The 21,948-nt window shown below is 54.2% G+C and carries 21 protein-coding genes; 19 read left to right on the top strand and 2 right to left on the bottom strand.

Annotated features, from left to right (window positions below; translation table 11 throughout):
- Nucleotides 1-19 precede the first annotated feature (19 nt).
- From flgE to flgL, 8 genes are all read left to right on the top strand, one after another.
- On the top strand, nucleotides 20-1,231 hold the full coding sequence (gene flgE, locus LDB27_RS12990; RefSeq protein ID WP_000010562.1) for a flagellar hook protein FlgE: 1,212 nt from the start codon (nucleotides 20-22) through the stop codon (nucleotides 1,229-1,231).
- Nucleotides 1,232-1,251: 20 nt separating this feature from the next.
- Complete coding sequence (locus LDB27_RS12985) at nucleotides 1,252-2,007, top strand: flagellar basal body rod protein FlgF (protein WP_000349278.1); 756 nt, start codon at nucleotides 1,252-1,254, stop codon at nucleotides 2,005-2,007.
- Between the two features lie 13 nt (nucleotides 2,008-2,020).
- Nucleotides 2,021-2,803, top strand: a complete 783-nt coding sequence (gene flgG / locus LDB27_RS12980; RefSeq protein WP_000625851.1) for a flagellar basal-body rod protein FlgG — start codon at nucleotides 2,021-2,023, stop codon at nucleotides 2,801-2,803.
- Nucleotides 2,804-2,856: 53 nt separating this feature from the next.
- Complete coding sequence (flgH, locus tag LDB27_RS12975; protein ID WP_001174897.1) at nucleotides 2,857-3,555, top strand: flagellar basal body L-ring protein FlgH; 699 nt, start codon at nucleotides 2,857-2,859, stop codon at nucleotides 3,553-3,555.
- A gap of 11 nt (nucleotides 3,556-3,566) precedes the next feature.
- Nucleotides 3,567-4,664, top strand: a complete 1,098-nt coding sequence (locus LDB27_RS12970; RefSeq protein WP_001518955.1) for a flagellar basal body P-ring protein FlgI — start codon at nucleotides 3,567-3,569, stop codon at nucleotides 4,662-4,664.
- The gene (flgJ, locus tag LDB27_RS12965) at nucleotides 4,664-5,614 is read left to right on the top strand and encodes a flagellar assembly peptidoglycan hydrolase FlgJ (RefSeq protein ID WP_000578687.1); all 951 of its coding nucleotides are present in this window, start codon (nucleotides 4,664-4,666) and stop codon (nucleotides 5,612-5,614) included. Before LDB27_RS12970 ends, flgJ begins: the two co-directional genes overlap by 1 nt.
- A 64-nt stretch (nucleotides 5,615-5,678) precedes the next feature.
- Nucleotides 5,679-7,340, top strand: coding sequence for a flagellar hook-associated protein FlgK (gene flgK / locus LDB27_RS12960; RefSeq protein WP_225519851.1), 1,662 nt, complete (start codon nucleotides 5,679-5,681; stop codon nucleotides 7,338-7,340).
- A 14-nt stretch (nucleotides 7,341-7,354) separates the two neighbouring features.
- Nucleotides 7,355-8,308, top strand: a complete 954-nt coding sequence (gene flgL / locus LDB27_RS12955; protein WP_001223032.1) for a flagellar hook-associated protein FlgL — start codon at nucleotides 7,355-7,357, stop codon at nucleotides 8,306-8,308.
- Nucleotides 8,309-8,564: 256 nt separating this feature from the next.
- On the opposite strand, the gene rne is transcribed toward flgL, so the two are convergent.
- Nucleotides 8,565-11,768: a ribonuclease E gene (gene rne / locus LDB27_RS12950; protein WP_000827447.1), complete on the bottom strand. Its 3,204-nt coding sequence runs from the start codon at nucleotides 11,766-11,768 to the stop codon at nucleotides 8,565-8,567.
- 573 nt (nucleotides 11,769-12,341) lie between these two features.
- Here rne and rluC point away from each other — a divergent pair.
- From rluC to LDB27_RS12935, 3 genes are all read left to right on the top strand, one after another.
- Complete coding sequence (gene rluC / locus LDB27_RS12945; RefSeq protein WP_000846319.1) at nucleotides 12,342-13,301, top strand: 23S rRNA pseudouridine(955/2504/2580) synthase RluC; 960 nt, start codon at nucleotides 12,342-12,344, stop codon at nucleotides 13,299-13,301.
- 155 nt (nucleotides 13,302-13,456) lie between these two features.
- Nucleotides 13,457-14,200 carry a DUF3053 domain-containing protein gene (locus LDB27_RS12940; RefSeq protein ID WP_077906407.1) on the top strand — a complete coding sequence of 248 codons (744 nt, stop codon included), beginning with the start codon at nucleotides 13,457-13,459 and terminating at the stop codon, nucleotides 14,198-14,200.
- A 202-nt stretch (nucleotides 14,201-14,402) separates the two neighbouring features.
- The gene (locus LDB27_RS12935) at nucleotides 14,403-14,627 is read left to right on the top strand and encodes a hypothetical protein (protein WP_000528427.1); all 225 of its coding nucleotides are present in this window, start codon (nucleotides 14,403-14,405) and stop codon (nucleotides 14,625-14,627) included.
- Between the two features lie 71 nt (nucleotides 14,628-14,698).
- On the opposite strand, the gene LDB27_RS12930 is transcribed toward LDB27_RS12935, so the two are convergent.
- Entirely contained in the window at nucleotides 14,699-15,283 is a 585-nt protein-coding gene (locus LDB27_RS12930) for a Maf family protein (RefSeq protein WP_001137605.1), read from the bottom strand.
- A gap of 197 nt (nucleotides 15,284-15,480) precedes the next feature.
- Here LDB27_RS12930 and yceD point away from each other — a divergent pair, with 197 nt between their 5' ends.
- The 8 genes from yceD to fabF all read left to right on the top strand — a co-directional run bounded on the left by yceD (nucleotide 15,481) and on the right by fabF (nucleotide 21,884).
- The gene (gene yceD, locus LDB27_RS12925; RefSeq protein ID WP_001174492.1) at nucleotides 15,481-16,002 is read left to right on the top strand and encodes a 23S rRNA accumulation protein YceD; all 522 of its coding nucleotides are present in this window, start codon (nucleotides 15,481-15,483) and stop codon (nucleotides 16,000-16,002) included.
- A gap of 51 nt (nucleotides 16,003-16,053) precedes the next feature.
- Nucleotides 16,054-16,227, top strand: coding sequence for a 50S ribosomal protein L32 (gene rpmF / locus LDB27_RS12920; protein ID WP_000290727.1), 174 nt, complete (start codon nucleotides 16,054-16,056; stop codon nucleotides 16,225-16,227).
- A 133-nt stretch (nucleotides 16,228-16,360) separates the two neighbouring features.
- Nucleotides 16,361-17,440, top strand: coding sequence for a phosphate acyltransferase PlsX (gene plsX, locus LDB27_RS12915; RefSeq protein WP_001518286.1), 1,080 nt, complete (start codon nucleotides 16,361-16,363; stop codon nucleotides 17,438-17,440).
- A gap of 79 nt (nucleotides 17,441-17,519) precedes the next feature.
- The gene (fabH, locus tag LDB27_RS12910; protein WP_000288148.1) at nucleotides 17,520-18,473 is read left to right on the top strand and encodes a beta-ketoacyl-ACP synthase III; all 954 of its coding nucleotides are present in this window, start codon (nucleotides 17,520-17,522) and stop codon (nucleotides 18,471-18,473) included.
- Between the two features lie 15 nt (nucleotides 18,474-18,488).
- Nucleotides 18,489-19,418 carry an ACP S-malonyltransferase gene (gene fabD / locus LDB27_RS12905; RefSeq protein WP_000191343.1) on the top strand — a complete coding sequence of 310 codons (930 nt, stop codon included), beginning with the start codon at nucleotides 18,489-18,491 and terminating at the stop codon, nucleotides 19,416-19,418.
- A 12-nt stretch (nucleotides 19,419-19,430) separates the two neighbouring features.
- Complete coding sequence (gene fabG / locus LDB27_RS12900) at nucleotides 19,431-20,165, top strand: 3-oxoacyl-ACP reductase FabG (protein WP_000007236.1); 735 nt, start codon at nucleotides 19,431-19,433, stop codon at nucleotides 20,163-20,165.
- A 155-nt stretch (nucleotides 20,166-20,320) separates the two neighbouring features.
- Entirely contained in the window at nucleotides 20,321-20,557 is a 237-nt protein-coding gene (acpP, locus tag LDB27_RS12895) for an acyl carrier protein (protein WP_000103754.1), read from the top strand.
- Between the two features lie 85 nt (nucleotides 20,558-20,642).
- Nucleotides 20,643-21,884: a beta-ketoacyl-ACP synthase II gene (gene fabF, locus LDB27_RS12890; RefSeq protein WP_000044666.1), complete on the top strand. Its 1,242-nt coding sequence runs from the start codon at nucleotides 20,643-20,645 to the stop codon at nucleotides 21,882-21,884.
- Nucleotides 21,885-21,948 lie beyond the last annotated feature (64 nt).

The following is a 21,948-nucleotide window of genomic DNA, read 5'->3' as shown; positions in this document are numbered from 1 at the left end:
CACTTATCAGGAGTCAGTCATGTCTTTTTCTCAAGCGGTTAGCGGCCTGAACGCTGCGGCCACCAACCTTGATGTTATCGGTAATAACATCGCCAACTCCGCCACCTATGGCTTTAAGTCCGGTACGGCATCATTTGCCGATATGTTTGCCGGTTCCAAAGTGGGGCTGGGCGTAAAAGTGGCGGGGATTACCCAGGATTTTACCGACGGTACGACAACGAACACCGGGCGCGGGCTGGATGTCGCGATTAGCCAGAACGGTTTTTTCCGCCTGGTAGACAGCAACGGTTCCGTGTTCTATAGCCGCAACGGCCAGTTCAAACTGGACGAGAACCGTAACCTGGTCAATATGCAGGGGATGCAGTTGACCGGCTATCCGGCCACCGGTACGCCGCCGACCATTCAGCAGGGGGCGAATCCTGCGCCGATCACCATTCCGAACACGCTGATGGCGGCGAAATCGACCACCACCGCGTCAATGCAGATCAACCTGAACTCGACGGACCCTGTACCGTCTAAAACGCCCTTTAGCGTGAGTGATGCGGATTCGTATAACAAAAAAGGCACCGTCACCGTTTATGACAGCCAGGGTAATGCCCATGACATGAACGTCTATTTTGTGAAAACCAAAGATAATGAATGGGCCGTGTACACCCATGACAGTAGCGATCCTGCAGCCACAGCGCCGGCGGCACCATCAACCACTCTGGTATTTAACGCAAACGGGACACTGCAATCCGGCGGTACGGTGAACATCACCACCGGTACGATTAATGGCGCGACAGCGGCCACCTTCTCCCTCAGCTTCCTTAACTCCATGCAGCAGAACACCGGGGCTAACAACATCGTCGCCACCAATCAGAACGGCTATAAGCCGGGCGACCTGGTGAGCTACCAGATTAACAACGATGGCACCGTAGTTGGCAACTATTCCAACGAACAGGAGCAGGTGCTGGGGCAGATTGTGCTGGCTAACTTCGCCAACAACGAAGGTCTGGCATCCCAGGGCGATAACGTCTGGGCGGCGACGCAGGCCTCCGGGGTTGCGCTGCTGGGGACTGCCGGTTCCGGCAACTTCGGTAAGCTGACGAACGGCGCGCTGGAAGCCTCTAACGTGGATTTGAGTAAAGAGCTGGTGAATATGATCGTCGCGCAGCGTAACTACCAGTCGAATGCGCAGACCATCAAAACCCAGGACCAGATCCTCAATACGCTGGTTAACCTGCGCTAAGCGCCTGACGGGATAGCTTAATGGATCACGCAATTTATACCGCCATGGGGGCGGCCAGCCAGACGCTTAACCAGCAGGCGGTAACGGCCAGCAACCTGGCTAATGCCTCAACGCCGGGCTTTCGCGCGCAGCTTAACGCGCTACGCGCGGTGCCCGTTGATGGCCTCTCTTTAGCGACGCGCACGCTGGTTACGGCGTCGACGCCGGGGGCGGATATGACCCCGGGTCAGTTGGACTACACCTCCCGCCCACTGGATGTCGCGTTACAGCAGGACGGCTGGCTGGTGGTGCAAGCGGCGGATGGCGCTGAAGGATATACCCGTAACGGGAATATCCAGGTGGGCCCGACCGGGCAGTTAACCATTCAGGGACATCCGGTTATCGGCGAAGGCGGCCCGATCACCGTTCCTGAAGGGTCGGAAATCACCATTGCGGCAGACGGCACGATCTCCGCGCTCAATCCCGGCGACCCGCCAAACACGGTGGCGCCCGTTGGGCGACTGAAGCTGGTCAAAGCGGAAGGCAATGAGGTGCAGCGGAGCGATGACGGTTTATTCCGCCTTACCGCCGAGGCACAGGCTGAACGCGGGGCGGTACTGGCCGCCGATCCGTCAATTCGCATTATGTCGGGCGTGCTGGAGGGCAGTAACGTCAAGCCGGTTGAAGCCATGACCGACATGATCGCCAACGCACGTCGTTTTGAAATGCAGATGAAGGTTATCACCAGCGTAGATGAGAACGAAGGGCGAGCTAACCAACTGCTGTCGATGAGTTAATACAGGACATTTTATGATCAGTTCATTATGGATCGCCAAAACCGGTCTGGACGCGCAGCAAACCAATATGGATGTGATTGCCAATAACCTGGCAAACGTCAGCACCAATGGTTTTAAGCGTCAGCGCGCGGTATTTGAAGATCTGTTGTATCAGACCATTCGCCAGCCGGGCGCGCAGTCGTCCGAGCAGACGACGCTGCCTTCCGGGCTGCAAATCGGTACCGGCGTGCGTCCGGTCGCCACGGAGCGTCTGCACAGTCAGGGGAACCTGTCGCAGACCAACAACAGTAAAGATGTGGCGATTAAAGGGCAGGGCTTTTTCCAGGTCATGCTGCCGGACGGTACGTCTGCCTATACCCGCGACGGCTCTTTCCAGGTGGATCAGAATGGTCAACTGGTGACGGCGGGCGGTTTTCAGGTGCAGCCGGCAATCACCATTCCGGCCAACGCGTTAAGTATCACCATTGGCCGCGACGGCGTGGTCAGCGTGACCCAGCAGGGGCAGGCCGCGCCGGTTCAGGTCGGGCAGCTTAACCTGACCACCTTTATGAACGACACCGGTCTGGAAAGCATCGGCGAGAACCTCTATATCGAAACGCAATCGTCCGGCGCGCCGAACGAAAGCACGCCGGGGCTCAACGGCGCGGGGTTGTTGTATCAAGGGTATGTCGAAACGTCGAACGTTAACGTGGCGGAAGAGCTGGTGAACATGATTCAGGTTCAACGCGCCTATGAAATTAACAGTAAAGCAGTATCGACGACCGATCAGATGCTGCAGAAACTGACGCAACTCTAAGGGGCCGCCGGTGGGGATACGCCACCGGCTCCCTGATTTTGAAGATGAAGGTAATGCAAAAATACGCGCTTCACGCTTACCCAGTTATGGCCCTGATGGTCGCGACGCTGACAGGATGCGCCTGGATACCCGCTAAACCGCTCGTGCAGGGGGCGACCACGGCGCAGCCGATACCTGGCCCGGTACCGGTGGCGAATGGCTCCATATTTCAGTCTGCGCAGCCGATTAATTATGGCTATCAGCCGCTTTTTGAAGATCGTCGACCGCGTAATATCGGCGATACGCTCACGATTGTGTTACAGGAAAACGTCAGCGCCAGTAAAAGCTCGTCGGCAAATGCCAGTCGCGACGGCAAAACCAGCTTTGGTTTTGATACGGTACCGCGTTATCTGCAGGGATTATTCGGTAATTCCCGCGCGGATATGGAGGCCTCCGGCGGCAACTCTTTTAACGGTAAAGGCGGCGCGAATGCCAGCAATACCTTTAGCGGCACGCTAACCGTGACCGTCGATCAGGTTCTGGCCAATGGCAATTTACACGTCGTGGGGGAAAAACAGATCGCGATTAATCAGGGAACGGAATTCATCCGCTTCTCCGGCGTGGTAAATCCACGCACCATCAGCGGCAGCAACTCTGTTCCCTCGACACAGGTGGCGGATGCGCGGATTGAATATGTCGGGAACGGCTATATTAACGAAGCGCAAAATATGGGCTGGCTGCAACGTTTCTTCCTTAATTTGTCGCCGATGTAAGCGAGGTGTATGTGTTTAAAGCTCTTGCAGGAATCGTTCTGGCACTGGTTGCCACTCTGGCGCACGCCGAGCGTATTCGGGATCTGACCAGTGTCCAGGGAGTACGGGAAAACTCGCTGATCGGTTACGGGCTGGTGGTCGGGCTGGACGGTACGGGCGACCAGACGACCCAGACGCCATTTACCACCCAGACGCTGAATAACATGCTGTCACAACTGGGGATTACGGTCCCCACCGGCACCAACATGCAGTTGAAAAACGTGGCGGCGGTGATGGTGACGGCGTCGTATCCGCCTTTTGCGCGACAGGGACAAACGATCGATGTCGTCGTTTCCTCAATGGGGAACGCTAAAAGTCTGCGTGGCGGGACGTTATTAATGACGCCGTTAAAAGGGGTGGACAGCCAGGTGTATGCTCTGGCGCAGGGCAATATTCTGGTCGGCGGCGCGGGCGCTTCCGCAGGCGGCAGTAGCGTGCAGGTTAACCAGCTTAATGGCGGGCGCATCACTAACGGCGCGATTATCGAACGCGAGTTGCCGACTCAGTTCGGCGCTGGCAACACCATTAATCTGCAATTGAACGACGAAGATTTTACGATGGCGCAGCAAATTACCGATGCCATCAACCGCGCCCGCGGTTACGGCAGCGCCACTGCGCTTGATGCGCGAACGGTACAGGTACGCGTGCCCAGCGGCAACAGCTCGCAGGTGCGTTTTCTGGCGGACATTCAAAATATGGAAGTCAACGTGACGCCGCAGGATGCAAAAGTCGTGATCAACTCGCGTACCGGTTCGGTGGTCATGAATCGGGAAGTCACGCTGGATAGCTGCGCTGTGGCGCAGGGCAATTTGTCAGTGACAGTCAATCGCCAGCTCAACGTCAACCAGCCGAATACGCCATTTGGCGGCGGGCAGACCGTGGTGACGCCACAGACTCAGATAGATTTGCGTCAGAGCGGCGGATCGCTACAGAGCGTGCGTTCCAGCGCCAATCTGAACAGCGTAGTGCGCGCGCTGAATGCGCTTGGCGCGACGCCGATGGACCTGATGTCGATTTTGCAGTCCATGCAGAGCGCGGGCTGTCTACGCGCCAAACTGGAAATCATCTGATGATCGGAGACGGTAAATTGCTGGCCAGCGCGGCCTGGGATGCGCAATCTCTGAACGAACTGAAAGCGAAAGCGGGCCAGGACCCGGCGGCGAATATCCGTCCTGTGGCCCGTCAGGTGGAAGGGATGTTTGTTCAGATGATGCTGAAAAGTATGCGCGAGGCTTTACCCAAAGATGGTTTATTCAGCAGCGATCAGACCCGTCTGTATACCAGCATGTATGACCAGCAGATCGCCCAGCAGATGACCGCCGGTAAGGGGTTGGGGCTGGCGGATATGATGGTTAAACAGATGACGGGCGGGCAGACGATGCCTGCAGATGATGCGCCGCAAGTACCGCTTAAATTCTCCCTGGAGACGGTAAACAGCTATCAAAATCAGGCGCTGACCCAACTGGTGCGCAAAGCCATACCGAAAACGCCGGACAGCAGCGATGTGCCGCTCTCCGGCGACAGTAAAGACTTTCTGGCCCAGCTTTCGCTCCCGGCGAGGCTGGCCAGCGAACAAAGCGGGGTGCCGCATCATCTGATTCTGGCGCAGGCGGCGCTGGAGTCGGGCTGGGGGCAACGGCAAATCCTGCGGGAGAATGGCGAACCCAGCTATAACGTATTTGGCGTGAAAGCGACCGCCAGTTGGAAAGGGCCGGTGACGGAAATCACCACCACTGAATACGAAAATGGCGAAGCGAAAAAAGTGAAAGCGAAATTCCGCGTCTATAGCTCGTATCTGGAGGCGTTATCGGATTATGTCGCGCTGTTAACGCGTAACCCACGCTACGCTGCCGTGACCACTGCCGCCACGGCAGAGCAGGGCGCAGTGGCCCTGCAAAACGCCGGATACGCCACTGACCCGAATTACGCGCGTAAATTGACCAGCATGATTCAGCAGTTGAAAGCGATGAGTGAAAAGGTCAGCAAAACCTACAGCGCGAATCTCGACAATCTCTTTTAAATTGCTCAAGTCCACGTAGTCGCTGCCGATAACAACGAGTATTGAAGGATTAAAAGGAACCATCATGTCCAGCTTGATTAATCACGCCATGAGCGGACTTAACGCCGCGCAGGCCGCGTTAAATACGGTCAGTAATAACATCAACAATTATAACGTTGCGGGTTATACCCGGCAGACAACTATTCTGGCGCAGGCAAACAGTACGTTAGGGGCTGGCGGCTGTATAGGTAATGGCGTTTACGTTTCAGGCGTACAGCGCGAATATGATGCGTTTATCACTAATCAGCTACGCGGCGCGCAAAACCAGAGCAGCGGCTTGACCACGCGCTATGAACAAATGTCGAAAATCGACAACCTGCTGGCCGATAAATCCAGCTCACTGTCTGGTTCGTTGCAGAGTTTTTTTACCAGCCTGCAAACGTTAGTCAGTAACGCGGAAGATCCTGCGGCGCGTCAGGCGCTGATTGGTAAAGCGGAAGGGCTGGTAAACCAGTTCAAAACCACCGATCAGTATCTGCGCGATCAGGATAAACAGGTCAATATCGCGATTGGCTCCAGCGTGGCGCAAATCAACAATTACGCGAAGCAGATAGCTAACCTGAACGATCAAATCTCCCGTATGACGGGCGTAGGCGCGGGCGCATCGCCGAACGACCTGCTCGATCAGCGTGATCAGTTGGTCAGCGAGCTTAACAAGATCGTTGGCGTCGAGGTGAGTGTACAGGACGGCGGCACCTATAACCTGACGATGGCCAATGGCTATACGCTGGTGCAGGGGTCGACGGCGCGTCAGTTGGCGGCGGTTCCCTCCAGCGCCGACCCGACGCGAACGACTGTCGCTTATGTCGATGAGGCCGCCGGTAACATCGAAATTCCGGAAAAGTTGCTGAACACCGGTTCGCTCGGCGGATTACTGACATTCCGTTCTCAGGATCTGGATCAGACTCGTAATACGCTGGGCCAGTTGGCGTTAGCGTTTGCCGATGCGTTTAACGCGCAGCATACCAAAGGTTATGACGCCGACGGCAATAAAGGGAAAGACTTCTTTAGCATTGGCTCGCCGGTGGTATATAGCAACAGTAATAATGCCGATAAAACGGTATCGCTAACCGCTAAGGTGGTCGACAGCACGAAGGTTCAGGCGACGGATTATAAGATTGTTTTTGACGGTACAGACTGGCAGGTTACTCGCACTGCGGATAACACTACCTTCACGGCGACAAAAGATGCTGACGGAAAACTGGAGATTGACGGTCTGAAAGTGACGGTAGGGACCGGCGCACAGAAAAACGACAGTTTTCTTCTCAAGCCGGTCAGCAATGCTATCGTCGACATGAACGTTAAAGTGACAAATGAAGCCGAGATTGCGATGGCGTCTGAGTCAAAACTCGATCCTGATGTGGATACCGGCGACAGCGATAACCGCAATGGTCAGGCATTGCTGGACTTACAAAACAGCAATGTAGTGGGCGGCAACAAAACCTTTAACGATGCTTACGCCACGTTGGTCAGCGATGTGGGTAACAAAACGTCAACGCTGAAAACCAGCAGCACCACGCAGGCGAATGTGGTTAAACAGCTTTATAAACAGCAACAGTCGGTTTCCGGCGTTAACCTCGACGAAGAGTACGGCAATTTGCAGCGTTATCAGCAGTATTATCTGGCGAATGCGCAAGTATTGCAGACCGCGAATGCGCTGTTTGATGCGTTACTGAATATTCGCTAAAGGAGAAGGATGACATGCGTATCAGTACCCAGATGATGTACGAACAAAATATGAGCGGCATCACTAATTCTCAGGCCGAATGGATGAAGCTGGGCGAGCAGATGTCTACCGGTAAGCGCGTTACCAACCCATCTGACGATCCGATCGCCGCGTCGCAGGCGGTAGTACTCTCTCAGGCGCAGGCGCAGAATAGCCAGTACGCCCTGGCGCGTACGTTTGCCACCCAAAAAGTGTCGCTGGAAGAAAGCGTACTCAGTCAGGTGACGACGGCGATTCAAACCGCGCAGGAAAAAATCGTCTATGCCGGAAACGGCACGTTAAGCGACGATGACCGCGCGTCGCTGGCGACGGATTTACAGGGGATCCGCGATCAGCTGATGAACCTGGCAAACAGCACTGACGGCAATGGTCGCTATATCTTTGCCGGGTATAAAACGGAAGCGGCGCCATTCGACCAGGCGACAGGTGGTTATCATGGCGGCGAGAAAAGTGTTACCCAGCAGGTGGATTCCGCACGCACGATGGTAATTGGTCATACGGGAGCGCAAATTTTTAATAGCATCACCAGCAATGCGGTGCCGGAACCGGATGGCTCGGACTCCGAAAAGAATCTGTTTGTCATGCTCGATACGGCAATTGCCGCACTCAAGACCCCGGTGGAAGGCAATGACGTGGAAAAAGAAAAGGCCGCTGCCGCCATTGATAAAACCAATCGCGGCTTAAAAAATTCGCTCAATAACGTCCTGACCGTTCGTGCGGAACTGGGAACGCAACTGAGCGAACTCAGTACGCTGGATTCACTGGGAAGCGACCGTGCGCTGGGACAGAAGCTGCAGATGAGCAACCTGGTAGATGTGGACTGGAACTCGGTCATTTCCTCCTACGTCATGCAACAGGCGGCATTACAGGCGTCCTATAAAACGTTTACCGACATGCAGGGAATGTCGCTTTTCCAGTTGAACCGGTAACGCCTCTTTTTGAAACATATCACGAAACTGGATATGTTTTGTCTGCCCGCGCCATCCACCCCGGCGCGGGCATTTTTTTAGTCGTCATTGAGTTAGTGGTCATATTGTCGCGCCCGTAGCGACGCCATCCGTACGTATTATCCCGCCCGATCTCATAAACGCCTGGAGTGACTAAAAGACGCCATGGGGTGAAGCATCGCCCTGTAAGGGGCATAAAAAAGCCGACCTGGCGGTCGGCTTTGTATCAGCATTTACATCATTCTACCGGCTGTGGGCGTGTCGCCGGGGCGCTGGCGACACGTGTGGCGCTGTGTCCGCCTGCTGCGCCTTTACCTTCAAAGTGGAAGGAAGGACGCTGCCAGTCGCTATGGTGCGGGGTTTCCGGCACATATTCCGGCGCTGGCGCACGCGTCATCGGCGCGCTGGCGTGGTTGTGATCGTCAACACAGACAACGTCCTGCGGCTTTTCCACCACCTGGGCCGGTGCGATAACGGTTTCTTCTGCCGTGTGCTCCACAACAGCCGCTTCCGCTTTTGTCTCTTCTTCTGGCTCGACAACGACAACATCAGCTACGTTTTCAGCCACCGTAATGGACGCGTCGGCGGTTTCTGCTACCGGTTCGGCGTCAGCAATAACCTCTTGCGCCACCGGCGTATCGCTTTCGGCAATCAGTTGCGGCTGTTCATCAACCGGCGCGGCAATCACTTCCGGATGCGTTGTCTCGACCTCGACGACTTCCGGCACCTGTGGTTCGGCGACAGTCTGCGGCTCAACGGCAACGTTTTCTACCGCCTGTACCGACGCTTGTGGTTCTAACGCTACGGTCGCAGCGATAACCTGCGGTTCAGCGACAACCGGTTGTGGCAGCGCCAGATCTGCTTCACGCTGCTCTTCAACAACCTGCGTTTCCTGAGGACGGACAATCGGGTAGCGGATCCAGACTTTACCGGACGCCATTTCCGGCGACGCGCAGGCGACGGTTAACGGCATCGGCGATTGTGTCGGGTAGCGCTCGTCACGATAGCGACGACGACGCTGACCGCTAACGCGCAGGTGGCGCGGAGAACGGCGGGAGCGACGCGGCATACCAGTATTATCGCGAGGTTCTACGCTATCATCCTGCTCCGGCGCGATATCGGCAATGACAGGTAAATCAACTTTCGCCAATTCGGTACGCGGCGCTGGAACGGGCTGTTCAACGTTTTCAACCGGGCGTGGTTCGTCGACGACGACTGGCGTATCAACCGTTTCAACCACTGCGCTGTTGGTAAAGCGGACTTTCTGATTAAGCTGACGCTGCTTGCGGCGCGGCTGAACCTGCTGAACGCGTTCTTCCTGCTCGGTCTCCTGGACAGGCAGTTCTTCGCGGTTAAGCGCTTTTACTTCCTGCTGCGCCTGGCGTTTGTCATCATTGCGGCGGCGGCTGCGTTCGCGACGCGGCGTCTGTTGCTGCTCATCGCCGGTTTTCACTTTTTCCGCCGTTTCCTGCTGGCGGGTATCGCGCGCTTCCGCATTTTGCTGCTGCGCCTGGCGACGGTTACGACGATTATCGTCGCGGCTCTCGCCGCCGTCACGTCCGGCACGGTTATCACGGGTGTCGCGGCGTTCGTTACGATCGCGACGGTTGTTCTGCCGTGGCTTGCGACGATCCTGCTGACGCTCCGCTTTTTCTTCCGCTTTCGGCGCGGCTGTTTCGACGGCTTTCGTTTCTTCACCGCTGAACAGTTGTTTCAGCGCGTTAAGGAAGCGGCTAAACAGACCTGGCTGGGCAGGCTGCGCGGCGGCAACATTATCCTTTTTCGCCGTGGCGACGCTAACCGCCGGTTCGACAGGCGTCGGCGCCGGAGGCACATCTGGCATAGCGAATGTCGCCAGCGCAGGCTGTTCCGGGCGTTTACGCTCGGCGTACTCTTCTTCAGAAGGCAGCGCCATCGCTTCTTCGTGCAGCTTCGGCAGCATGTAGCTCAGGGTCGGCGTTTCTTCCCCTTTGCGTACGCGCAGCACGGAATAGTGCGGCGTTTCCATCTGATCGTTCGGGACGATGACACAGCGGACGCCATCCTGACGCGTCTCAATAGCGTTAACTGCCGTCCGTTTTTCGTTAAGCAGATAAGAGGCGATCGGCACCGGAACAATGGCATGGACTTCCTGCGTATTCTCTTTCAGCGCTTCTTCTTCAATCAGGCGCAGAATGGACAGCGACAGAGATTCGTTATCGCGCACGGTGCCGGTACCGCTACAGCGCGGACACACGTGATGACTGGATTCGCCCAGCGACGGGCTCAGGCGCTGACGCGACATTTCGAGCAGGCCGAAGCGGGAAATATGGCTAATCTGAATACGCGCCCGGTCCTGACGCACCGCTTCACGCAGACGGTTTTCTACCGCGCGCTGGTGACGTACCGGCGTCATATCGATAAAGTCGATAACGATCAGGCCGCCCAGGTCGCGCAGACGCAACTGGCGGGCAATCTCATCGGCCGCTTCCAGGTTGGTATTAAACGCCGTTTCTTCGATATCGCCGCCGCGAGTCGCGCGGGCGGAGTTGATATCGATGGCGGTTAACGCTTCGGTACTGTCAATGACGATGGAGCCGCCGGAGGGCAGGCGCACTTCACGCTGGAACGCTGACTCGATCTGCGATTCGATCTGGTAATGGCTGAACAACGGGATTTCACCGGTGTACAGCTTAATTTTGCTGCTAAAATCCGGGCGGCCCAACGCGGCGATATGCTGACGCGCCATTTCCATCACTTTGGGATTGTCGATCAGGATTTCACCGATATCCTGACGCAAATAGTCGCGAAACGCGCGTACGATGACGTTGCTTTCCTGATGGATCAGGAACGGCGCGGGACGGCTTTCAGCGGCTTTCTGAATGGCTTCCCAGTGTTTCAGGCGGAAGCTTAAATCCCACTGCAACGCTTCGGCGGATTTACCCACGCCTGCGGTACGCACGATAAGCCCCATTCCTTCAGGAAGTTCCAGGCTGGCCAGCGCTTCTTTTAACTCGGTACGATCGTCGCCTTCAATGCGACGGGAAATACCACCCGCGCGCGGGTTATTCGGCATCAGCACCAGGTAGCTGCCCGCCAGACTGATAAAGGTGGTTAACGCCGCGCCTTTGTTGCCGCGCTCTTCTTTATCGATTTGAACAATGACTTCCTGGCCTTCGCGTAACACGTCTTTAATGTTCGGGCGACCATGAGCGCTGTAGTTAGCGGGGAAATATTCGCGGGCAATTTCTTTTAACGGGAGGAAACCGTGGCGTTCTGCGCCGTAATCAACAAAAGCCGCTTCCAGGCTCGGTTCAATACGGGTAATTTTGCCTTTGTAGATGTTCGCTTTTTTCTGCTCGTGTCCGGGGCTTTCTATATCCAGATCGTACAGACGCTGCCCATCTACAAGGGCGACGCGCAACTCTTCCTGCTGAGTCGCGTTGATTAACATTCTTTTCATCGTAACTTACTCATTATTCTTACGTTGACGACTAAGCTGCGGGCATGGTGACGCCTTACCGGGCATGAACCGATGGCCTCGTGACTATTTCGCGTCGCCAACCTCACGGTTATCGTCAGCTCAAAGAGGCGCAGAGTGTCGGTTGCCTGTATTTCATACGGAAACACAGCGCAATTATCAGGGAAGCAGCCTGGGCATTACTCTCCAGAGAAGATCCTATCTACCGGTAAGGACTGCAACCCGCAGCCCGCTAACTGTCTGAAAAATCAATACGTCTTACGCCATTGCTGCGTTGATGATCGGTCAGACAAAATGGGTTATTCCGCTAAACTTTTTGTTTTAACAAGTTTCGGTGCGGAAACCGCATCATTATTCCACTGCTAACCTTGTTATAGCAAGATGACTTTTACCATTTATCACCCGCTTACTCACAGTTTTTTCACCAGCGCGAGCCAATCGCTTTAATAACCAGCAAAACCGCAGTGAAAAATGTTCATCCACTGGCGTAGACGTCTCTATAAGCATAGAAAAATGTGTGGCGCGAATCTCACAGGCTATTTAGAATCGCCCCCCATGAAAACAGAAACGCCATCCGTAAAAATTGTTGCCATCGCCGCTGACGAAGCGGGGCAACGCATTGATAACTTTTTGCGCACCCAACTGAAAGGGGTACCAAAAAGTATGATTTATCGCATCTTGCGTAAAGGCGAGGTGCGGGTGAACAAAAAACGCATTAAACCGGAATACAAACTGGAAGCGGGCGATGAAGTCCGCATTCCGCCGGTTCGCGTTGCTGAACGCGAAGAAGAGGCCGTGTCGCCGCATTTGCAAAAAGTGGCGGCCTTGGCGGACGTCATTTTGTATGAAGACGACCATATTCTGGTGCTGAATAAGCCTTCCGGCACCGCCGTACACGGCGGGAGTGGGTTAAGTTTTGGCGTCATCGAAGGGCTGCGGGCGTTGCGTCCGGAAGCGCGATTCCTGGAACTGGTGCATCGTCTTGACCGCGATACTTCCGGCGTGCTGTTGGTGGCAAAAAAACGTTCCGCGCTGCGTTCGCTGCATGAGCAACTGCGCGAAAAGGGAATGCAGAAAGATTATCTGGCGCTGGTGCGCGGCCAGTGGCAATCGCACGTTAAAACCGTACAGGCGCCATTATTAAAGAACATTCTGCAAAGCGGCGAACGCATTGTTCGCGTGAGCCAGGAAGGCAAACCGTCAGAAACGCGCTTCAAGGTGGAAGAGCGCTATGCCTTCGCCACGCTGGTGCGCTGTAGCCCGGTCACGGGCCGTACGCATCAGATTCGCGTACATACCCAATATGCCGGTCACCCTATTGCGTTCGACGATCGCTACGGCGACCGTGAGTTTGATCAACAGCTTACCGAAGCGGGAACCGGACTTAAACGTCTCTTTCTGCACGCCGCGGCGTTGAAGTTCACGCATCCGGGAACGGGCGAAGTCATGCGCATTGAAGCGCCAATGGATAACGCCCTGAAGCGCTGTCTGCAGGTGCTGCGTAACGCAAAATAGTTCCTCTTTCGGGCAGGTTATCTGCCCGAATCTCACTTTTCTCATAATATTTTTGTTTTGCTGTATCCGACGCATTTTTACCGTTGTGCACTGTTTATTCTTGCGATCCGGATTTCGGCGTGTTTAAGGACGAACAGATGGCCAATACTAGCTGGATGCGCTCATTTACTCAGCGTTGGGGAAAATACGTTATCGTGCCGCTCGTGATCGCGATGCTGACCGGTTGCGAAGGAAAGGGCGATAGTTCACGACGGGCTTTCGTTGAGTATTTGAATACGCAAATCATTACGTCTCCCGTGGTGGGCGTCTGTGAGTTGACGCCAGCCCAACGTCAGGCTTTTGGTCATTACGCCGATGACTACGATGTACTATTAGCTGCCTACGGGCAAATCTTTGCTGTGGTGTATGAGACCGGCCAGGAGGATAAGATCACCGGTGTTATTCAGTCTGAGCGTGATAATCTGGTTTTCCTGAACGAGCTACGTGTGGCTCGCGACGTAAACAATCGATTTATCCTTCGGTTGAAAAATGTGAGTAGTGAAAACAGAAAAAAACATTCTGCTTTAAAGTTCCCCTCTGATGTGAAGCTTGTCTTTGACGCTGCGTGGAATAAAACCGTAACACCGCTGGATGAGACGATGACTCGCTATTATTTTCTGCGCGGAAAGCGGCTCGACCAACTGGTCGCAATGGGCGAGTTTCTGCAAAAACAGGGAAATAAAGTCCGCTTTGAAACGAATGGAAAAGCGGTTTTTGCCGACCTGGCAGCAAAAGAACACTTTCAGGATCAACAATTTAATTTTTTCATTACGCAGAATGATATAAACCATCTTACTCAGCAGATGGTTGAATTTATAAATAGTCAACAAGATGCGGCTGATGCTGGCGGCGTTAATTAAAGGAATGTGTCGTGAGGTGAAGCAATGTTAGGGGGGCGTAAACTCATCGCGAGATGGAATTTAACGAGTCGCAAGGGGAAGGTTTCAGGACAGTAAACGTCCTGAGAGTTGCTCGCGAGAATAAGTTCGTAAGCCGCTTTTGACGCCGTAGAGCGCGTCAGGCGAGTATTGAGAACACGTGTTTTTACAAAACTGAACTGAGATGGGGAATTCATTAACGCGCACGTATACCGCTGTTGATACCCTATGGGATAAAACGCACCGTACATCAGTTCGTAATGCCAATGCTTTTTTTCTGGTCGGTGAATGGATTGACCAGGAAACGGGCCCGCACGAAGAGAGTGAAGATCGGCAGGCGCTAAATTGTTCACAACAAGCGCTTTCCAGTTGGTTAGAACTGGAAGCGGTCGAAACTGCTCCCCTATAAACGGGAGATAGCTACCAACACGTGCAGAAACGGCTTTTAGCGGTATTTGAAAAGCCTACAGAGTAGGCCGTTTACTGCTGTAGCGGGTTAAAGCCCTCCCGTCGCAGCATCTGGCACAGGGCAATAAGCGGCAAGCCGATCAGCGTGTTCGGATCGCGACCCTCCAGGCGTTCAAATAATGCAATGCCTAAACCTTCGCTTTTAAAACTTCCCGCGCAGTGCAGCGGATGCTCTTTACGGACATAGTCGTCTATTTCCGCTTCGCTTAAATGGCGAAAATGAACGTCAAAAGGCTCCACTTCGGTTTGTAAGTGCCCGGAGGCGGAGTTATACAGCGCCAGTCCGGTATAAAACGTCACAATATTTCCGCTGGCTTTGGCTAATTGCTGACGCGCTTTTTCTTCCGTCAGCGGTTTGCCGGTGATTTCGCCGTCCAGAACACAAATTTGGTCGGAGCCAATAATCAAATGATTCGGGAAACGCGCGGCGAGCGATTGCGCCTTCGCCTGCGCCAGCCGCAGCACCAACTGACGCGGCGCTTCGCCCGGCATGGGGGTTTCATCAACATCCGGCGCGGCGCATTCGAAAGGAATCGTCAGCTTTTCCAGCAGCGCGCGACGCCAGGGAGAGGTAGACGCAAGGATGAGACGGGGCATATTTTTTCCCTCAGATATAGCGTAATGATGAGAGCCATCTTAAACTATGCTCTTCGGTCTTCAAGCCTGTCATACTGACTCGTCTTGAGCGAAAATAAGTCTGTAACCCGCAATGTGTGCGAATTATTGGCAAAAGGCAACCGCAGGCTGCCTTTTTCTTTGACTATATGACGTTACGAAGTTAATATGCGCGCCCTATGCAAAAGGTAAAATTACCCCTGACTCTTGATCCGGTTCGTACCGCTCAAAAACGCCTTGATTACCAGGGTATCTATACCCCCGATCAGGTTGAGCGCGTTGCCGAGTCTGTAGTCAGTGTGGACAGTGATGTGGAATGCTCCATGTCGTTCGCTATCGATAACCAGCGTCTCGCCGTTTTAACCGGCGATGCGGTCGTTACGGTGTCGCTCGAATGCCAGCGTTGCGGGAAACCGTTTACCCATCAGGTTCACACAACGTATTGTTTTAGCCCTGTCCGTTCCGACGAGCAGGCTGAAGCACTGCCGGAAGCGTATGAGCCGATTGAGGTAAACGAATTCGGCGAAATCGATCTGCTGGCGACGGTTGAAGATGAAATCATCCTCGCCTTGCCGGTAGTTCCGGTGCATGATTCTGAACACTGTGAAGTGTCCGAGGCGGACATGGTCTTTGGCGAACTGCCTGATGAAGCGCAAAAGCCAAACCCATTTGCCGTATTAGCCAGCTTAAAGCGTAAGTAATAGGTCTTCCCCGCGGACGCAGGGATAAACCGTAATTGAGGAGTAAGGTCCATGGCCGTACAACAGAATAAACCAACCCGTTCCAAACGTGGCATGCGTCGTTCCCATGACGCTCTGACCGCAGTCACCAGCCTGTCTGTAGACAAAACTTCTGGTGAAAAACACCTGCGTCACCACATCACTGCCGACGGTTACTACCGCGGCCGTAAGGTCATCGCTAAGTAATCGCGCGATACTCGATGCCTTTTGCATCACAGGCGTGCCTGTGGTGTAAAAGCCGAAGAGTACAAGCGTGATAAAGCTTAGTGAGGATTTCTCCGCGTAAGCGGAGAACACCGAACCAGGCAGCGACGATACCTTGACACGTCTAACCCTGGCGTTAGATGTCATGGGGGGCGATTTTGGTCCTTCCGTGACGGTGCCTGCAGCATTGCAGGCACTGAACGCTAATTCGCAGCTCACTCTTCTTTTAGTCGGGAATCCCGATATTATCACGCCATTACTTGCCAAAGCTGACTTTGAACAACGTTCGCGTCTGCAGATTATCCCTGCACAGTCAGTTATTGCCAGTGATGCCCGGCCTTCGCAGGCGATCCGCGCCAGTCGCGGGACATCCATGCGTGTGGCCCTGGAGCTTGTGAAAGAAGGCCGAGCCGAAGCTTGCGTTAGCGCCGGTAATACCGGGGCGCTGATGGGGCTGGCGAAATTATTGCTCAAGCCTCTTGAGGGGATTGAGCGTCCGGCGTTGGTGACGGTATTACCGCACCAGCAAAAGGGCAAAACGGTAGTGCTTGATTTGGGGGCCAACGTCGACTGCGACAGTACCATGCTGGTGCAGTTTGCCGTGATGGGCGCCGTTTTGGCGGAAGAGGTCGTCGGGATCAAAAATCCCCGCGTGGCGCTACTCAATATCGGGGAAGAAGAAACCAAAGGCCTCGACAGTATTCGCGAAGCCTCTTTAATGTTAAAAACAGTTCCAACCATCAATTACATCGGCTACCTTGAGGCGAATGAGTTACTGACGGGAAAAACTGATGTACTGGTGTGTGACGGCTTTACAGGCAATGTCACACTTAAAACGATGGAGGGGGTTGTCAGAATGTTCCTTTCACTGCTGAAATCACAGGGCGAAGGGAAAAAACGGTCGTGGTGGCTGCTGTTATTAAAACGTTGGTTACAAAAAAGCCTGACGAGGCGATTCAGTCACCTCAACCCCGACCAGTATAATGGCGCCTGTCTGTTAGGATTGCGCGGCACGGTGATAAAAAGTCATGGTGCGGCCAATCAGCGAGCATTTGCAGTCGCGATTGAACAGGCAGTGCAGGCGGTGCAGCGACAAGTTCCTCAGCGAATTGCCGCTCGCCTGGAATCTGTATACCCAGCCGGATTTGAACCGCTGGACGATGGCAAAGGCGTAAACCTGCGGGCGCACAGATAATATCGCTGTCTCCCCGGCGCCGCCAGCGTGCCAGACGTTTACAGGTAACGGTATATAACCGAAAAGTGACTGAGCGTACATGTATACGAAGATTATTGGTACTGGCAGCTATCTGCCCGAACAAGTGCGGACTAACGCCGATCTGGAAAAAATGGTTGAGACCTCTGACGAGTGGATTGTCACTCGTACAGGTATTCGTGAACGCCATATCGCCGCGCCGAATGAAACTGTCGCGACGATGGGCTTTACCGCTGCGAATCGCGCGATTGAGATGGCGGGGATCGATAAAGACCAAATTGGCTTGATTGTGGTGGCTACCACATCAGCAACGCATGCATTTCCAAGCGCGGCATGTCAGATTCAAAGTATGCTCGGTATTAAAGGTTGCCCGGCGTTTGATGTCGCGGCAGCGTGCGCAGGTTTCACCTACGCGTTAAGCATCGCCGACCAGTACGTTAAATCCGGCGCGGTTAAACACGCGCTGGTGGTCGGTTCCGATGTATTAGCCCGCACTTGCGATCCTGGCGATCGCGGTACGATCATTATTTTCGGCGATGGCGCAGGCGCGGCCGTACTGAGCGCTTCTGAAGAACCGGGTATTATCTCCACTCATCTTCATGCCGATGGCCGTTACGGTGAATTACTGACCCTGCCGAATGCCGATCGCGTAAATCCGGATAACCCGATTTACCTGACGATGGCGGGCAATGAAGTCTTTAAAGTTGCGGTCACTGAACTGGCGCATATTGTCGATGAGACGCTGGCGGCTAATAACCTGGATCGCTCAGAACTCGATTGGCTGGTGCCGCATCAGGCTAACCTGCGTATCATTAGCGCGACAGCGAAAAAACTCGGCATGTCGATGGACAATGTCGTCGTCACGCTGGACAGGCACGGCAATACCTCCGCGGCTTCTGTGCCGTGCGCGCTGGATGAAGCCGTGCGTGACGGGCGAATTAAAGCCGGTCAGCTGGTATTGCTTGAAGCCTTCGGGGGTGGATTCACCTGGGGCTCCGCGCTGATTCGTTTCTAGTATAAGGATTTAAACATGACGCAATTTGCATTTGTGTTCCCCGGTCAGGGTTCTCAGAGCGTTGGGATGTTGGCCGAAATGGCGGCAAATTACCCTATCGTAGAAGAAACGTTTGCTGAAGCTTCTGCGGCTCTGGGATATGATCTGTGGGCGCTCACCCAGCAAGGTCCAGCGGAAGAACTGAATAAAACCTGGCAGACGCAGCCGGCGTTATTAACCGCTTCCGTCGCGCTTTGGCGCGTTTGGCAGCAGCAGGGCGGTAAAATGCCTGCGTTAATGGCAGGTCACAGCCTGGGCGAATATTCCGCGCTGGTTTGCGCTGGCGTCATCAACTTTGCTGATGCCGTTCGTCTGGTGGAAATGCGCGGTAAATTCATGCAGGAAGCGGTTCCGGAAGGTACTGGCGGCATGTCTGCGATCATCGGTCTGGATGATGCCTCTATTGCTAAAGCCTGTGAAGAATCTGCCGAAGGGCAGGTTGTTTCGCCGGTTAACTTTAACTCGCCGGGACAGGTGGTTATCGCCGGGCATAAAGAGGCAGTAGAACGCGCGGGCGCAGCCTGTAAAGCCGCTGGCGCGAAACGCGCGCTGCCGCTGCCGGTGAGCGTACCGTCGCACTGCGCGCTGATGAAACCAGCGGCAGATAAGCTGGCGGTTGAATTAGCCAAAATTACCTTTAGCGCGCCAACGGTGCCGGTAGTAAACAACGTTGACGTGAAATGTGAAACCGATGCCGCCGCTATCCGCGATGCGCTGGTTCGCCAGTTGTACAATCCGGTACAGTGGACGAAGAGCGTGGAATTTATCGCGGCGCAGGGCGTTGAACATCTTTATGAAGTGGGTCCAGGTAAAGTCCTCACTGGTCTGACGAAACGTATTGTCGACACCCTGACAGCGTCGGCGCTGAACGAGCCGGCGGCGCTGTCTGCGGCACTTACGCAATAAAAGAGGAAAACCATGAGCTTTGAAGGAAAGATTGCGCTGGTGACTGGTGCAAGCCGTGGCATAGGCCGCGCAATTGCAGAGACTCTCGTTGCCCGCGGCGCGAAAGTTATCGGGACTGCGACCAGTGAAAATGGTGCGAAGAACATTAGCGACTATTTAGGTGCTAACGGGAAAGGTTTGATGTTGAATGTGACCGATCCTGCATCTATTGAATCTGTTCTGGAAAATATTCGCGCAGAATTTGGTGAAGTGGATATCCTGGTTAATAATGCCGGTATCACTCGTGATAATCTGTTGATGCGAATGAAAGATGATGAGTGGAACGATATTATCGAAACCAATTTATCATCCGTTTTCCGCCTGTCAAAAGCGGTAATGCGCGCTATGATGAAAAAGCGTTGTGGTCGCATTATCACTATTGGTTCTGTGGTTGGTACCATGGGAAATGCAGGTCAGGCAAACTACGCTGCGGCGAAAGCGGGTCTGATCGGTTTCAGTAAATCACTGGCGCGTGAAGTTGCGTCCCGTGGTATTACTGTCAATGTTGTGGCTCCGGGTTTTATTGAAACGGACATGACGCGTGCGCTGTCTGACGATCAGCGTGCGGGTATCCTGGCGCAGGTGCCTGCGGGTCGCCTCGGCGGCGCTCAGGAAATCGCTAGTGCGGTTGCATTTTTAGCCTCTGACGAAGCGAGTTACATCACTGGTGAGACTCTGCACGTCAACGGCGGAATGTACATGGTTTAATCACGATTGAAAAATATTTGCGTTATTAGGGCGAAAGGCCGCAAAATAACGTAAAATCGTGGTAAGACCTGCCGGGATTTAGTTGCAAATTTTTCAACATTTTATACACTACGAAAACCATCGCGAAAGCGAGTTTTGATAGGAAATTTAAGAGTATGAGCACTATCGAAGAACGCGTTAAGAAAATTATCGGCGAACAGCTGGGCGTTAAGCAGGAAGAAGTAACCAACAATGCTTCTTTCGTTGAAGACCTGGGCGCAGATTCTCTTGACACCGTTGAGCTGGTAATGGCTCTGGAAGAAGAGTTTGATACTGAGATTCCGGACGAAGAAGCTGAGAAAATCACCACCGTTCAGGCTGCCATTGATTACATCAACGGCCACCAGGCGTAAGTGAACATCTCCAGGCGGTCATTCGACCGCCTGAGTTTTATCTTTTTGTCCCACTAGAATCATTTTCCCTCCCTGGAGGACAACCGTGTCTAAGCGTCGTGTAGTTGTGACCGGACTGGGCATGTTGTCTCCTGTCGGCAATACCGTAGAGTCTACCTGGAAAGCTCTCCTTGCCGGTCAGAGTGGCATCAGCCTGATCGACCATTTCGATACTAGCGCCTATGCAACGAAATTTGCTGGCTTAGTAAAGGATTTTAACTGTGATGACATTATCTCGCGCAAAGAACAGCGCAAGATGGATGCCTTCATTCAATATGGAATTGTCGCTGGCGTACAGGCCATGCAGGATTCTGGCCTTGAAGTGACGGAAGAGAACGCAAGCCGTATTGGCGCCGCTATCGGCTCCGGTATCGGTGGTCTCGGTCTGATCGAAGAAAACCACAGTTCGCTGGTAAAAGGCGGACCGCGTAAGATTAGCCCGTTCTTTGTCCCGTCGACGATTGTTAACATGGTAGCAGGCCATCTGACTATCATGTATGGCCTGCGTGGGCCAAGCATCTCTATTGCGACTGCCTGTACTTCAGGCGTGCATAACATCGGCCATGCCGCGCGTATCATCGCCTATGGCGATGCGGACGCGATGGTGGCAGGTGGCGCAGAAAAAGCCAGTACGCCGCTGGGCGTAGGTGGTTTTGGCGCAGCGCGCGCGCTGTCGACCCGCAACGATAACCCACAGGCGGCGAGCCGTCCGTGGGATAAAGAACGCGATGGTTTTGTACTGGGCGACGGTGCCGGTATGTTGGTGCTTGAAGAGTACGAACATGCAAAAGCGCGTGGTGCGAAAATCTATGCTGAAATCGTCGGCTTTGGTATGAGCAGCGATGCTTACCATATGACGTCGCCGCCGGAAAATGGCGCAGGCGCTGCGCTGGCGATGGTTAACGCGTTGCGTGATGCCGCGATTGAGCCTGCTCAGATTGGCTACGTCAACGCACACGGCACGTCGACGCCTGCCGGCGACAAAGCTGAGACGCAGGCGGTTAAGTCAGTCTTTGGCGATGCCGCAAGCCGAGTGATGGTGAGCTCGACCAAATCGATGACCGGCCATCTGTTGGGCGCCGCAGGCGCAGTAGAGTCTATTTTCTCTATTCTGGCGCTGCGCGATCAGGCCATTCCGCCAACCATTAATCTGGATAACCCGGATGAAGGTTGCGATCTGGACTTCGTGCCGCATGAAGCGCGCCAGGTCAGCGATCTGGAGTACGCTCTGTGTAACTCCTTTGGCTTTGGCGGTACTAACGGTTCGTTGATTTTCAAACGTATCTAGTCAGTACTGTTATGAATAAAAAAGCGGAGCGCCTGGCGCTCCGCTTTTTTATGTATTCTTGATC

Source organism: Salmonella sp. JXY0409-18 (assembly GCF_020268625.1).
Classification (GTDB): domain Bacteria; phylum Pseudomonadota; class Gammaproteobacteria; order Enterobacterales; family Enterobacteriaceae; genus Salmonella; species Salmonella enterica.
The sequence above is the reverse complement of the archived record's forward strand: the minus strand, read 5'-3'. Positions and strand labels throughout refer to the sequence as shown.

Coding starts and splice junctions, on each gene's coding strand:
- flgE (WP_000010562.1), top strand. CDS start 20: ATGTCTTTTTCTCAAGCGGTTAGCGGCCTGAACGCTGCGGCCACCAAC.
- LDB27_RS12985 (WP_000349278.1), top strand. CDS start 1,252: ATGGATCACGCAATTTATACCGCCATGGGGGCGGCCAGCCAGACGCTT.
- flgG (WP_000625851.1), top strand. CDS start 2,021: ATGATCAGTTCATTATGGATCGCCAAAACCGGTCTGGACGCGCAGCAA.
- flgH (WP_001174897.1), top strand. CDS start 2,857: ATGCAAAAATACGCGCTTCACGCTTACCCAGTTATGGCCCTGATGGTC.
- flgJ (WP_000578687.1), top strand. CDS start 4,664: ATGATCGGAGACGGTAAATTGCTGGCCAGCGCGGCCTGGGATGCGCAA.
- flgK (WP_225519851.1), top strand. CDS start 5,679: ATGTCCAGCTTGATTAATCACGCCATGAGCGGACTTAACGCCGCGCAG.
- flgL (WP_001223032.1), top strand. CDS start 7,355: ATGCGTATCAGTACCCAGATGATGTACGAACAAAATATGAGCGGCATC.
- rne (WP_000827447.1), bottom strand. CDS start 11,768: ATGAAAAGAATGTTAATCAACGCGACTCAGCAGGAAGAGTTGCGCGTC.
- rluC (WP_000846319.1), top strand. CDS start 12,342: ATGAAAACAGAAACGCCATCCGTAAAAATTGTTGCCATCGCCGCTGAC.
- LDB27_RS12940 (WP_077906407.1), top strand. CDS start 13,457: ATGCGCTCATTTACTCAGCGTTGGGGAAAATACGTTATCGTGCCGCTC.
- LDB27_RS12935 (WP_000528427.1), top strand. CDS start 14,403: ATGGGGAATTCATTAACGCGCACGTATACCGCTGTTGATACCCTATGG.
- LDB27_RS12930 (WP_001137605.1), bottom strand. CDS start 15,283: ATGCCCCGTCTCATCCTTGCGTCTACCTCTCCCTGGCGTCGCGCGCTG.
- yceD (WP_001174492.1), top strand. CDS start 15,481: ATGCAAAAGGTAAAATTACCCCTGACTCTTGATCCGGTTCGTACCGCT.
- rpmF (WP_000290727.1), top strand. CDS start 16,054: ATGGCCGTACAACAGAATAAACCAACCCGTTCCAAACGTGGCATGCGT.
- fabH (WP_000288148.1), top strand. CDS start 17,520: ATGTATACGAAGATTATTGGTACTGGCAGCTATCTGCCCGAACAAGTG.
- fabD (WP_000191343.1), top strand. CDS start 18,489: ATGACGCAATTTGCATTTGTGTTCCCCGGTCAGGGTTCTCAGAGCGTT.
- fabG (WP_000007236.1), top strand. CDS start 19,431: ATGAGCTTTGAAGGAAAGATTGCGCTGGTGACTGGTGCAAGCCGTGGC.
- acpP (WP_000103754.1), top strand. CDS start 20,321: ATGAGCACTATCGAAGAACGCGTTAAGAAAATTATCGGCGAACAGCTG.